Here is an 858-nt window from a genome sequence, read left to right as displayed (position 1 = left end):
ATGCCAGCCGCGGGCGAAGCGCTTCGGGGCGCCGGCCGACTCGATGGTCCGAAATTCCTCGTCAGCAGTAGTAGTCATGGAACGTGTTCCTCCTTTGTGCCGGGCGGGGAGGGGCCGGCGCAGCGGGTTTCGAGTCCAGGGACAGTGGGGCCCTGATGTCTACATAGTGACGGTCGTCATGTCGACGTGGATGCCTGATTCCCGGTCAATGGAACATCTGGCGCCACCGACGGCGACGGAGCGGGGCTCAGGCGCCGTCGGTGTCGATCACGCGTCCTGCCGCGATGTTCTCGTCGACCTCGGCCTGCCAGCTCTCGACGGCGCGGGTGGTGTCGATGGGGTCTTGTCCTTCCAGATCGCGACGTCCTGCTCGAACCCGACCTTGACACCTTGCGCGAACTGATCGGCCATGCCTTGCGCGACCTCGTCGGAGACTCCATCGGGCTTTTTGACCATGGCGCCGTACATCAGCACGAACGAATCGTCGCTGACCGGATAGTGGCAGTTGATCAGCACGGTCTCGATCTCCATGCCCTGGGCGAAGCTCTTGAGCTCGTCGATCATGTACGACGGTCCGTGGTAGTAGGCCTCGGACTCCAGGCGGGAGTCGGGATCGTGTTATCGACGATCTCGCGGCAGTGAGAGCCCTCGATCAGCAGCGAACTCCAGTTCAAGTCGGTCCACTCGTCGCTGCCGACGCCCTCGATGACCGGGATCGTCACCTCATCGGTCGGCTTGCTGCCCTGCGGGTCGTGCCAGACGAACAGCTGGCCGTTGCGTTCGAGCGTCGGCCACGACCGCGTCTTGGCGACGGGTGGGACGCGGCGGGCGTAGGGGATGCCGGTGCAGCGGCCGTTG

General features: G+C 64.8%; 1 pseudogene. It reads right to left on the bottom strand.

What is annotated here, in order from left to right:
- Nucleotides 1-247: 247 nt before the first annotated feature.
- Nucleotides 248-858 (bottom strand): annotated as a pseudogene (locus tag SCNU_RS20305) (3-ketosteroid-9-alpha-monooxygenase, oxygenase component); the annotation flags it as partial.

The sequence above is a fragment of the Gordonia neofelifaecis NRRL B-59395 genome, assembly GCF_000192435.1.
Taxonomy (GTDB): Bacteria; Actinomycetota; Actinomycetes; order Mycobacteriales; family Mycobacteriaceae; genus Gordonia; species Gordonia neofelifaecis.
The sequence above is the reverse complement of the archived record's forward strand: the minus strand, read 5'-3'. Positions and strand labels throughout refer to the sequence as shown.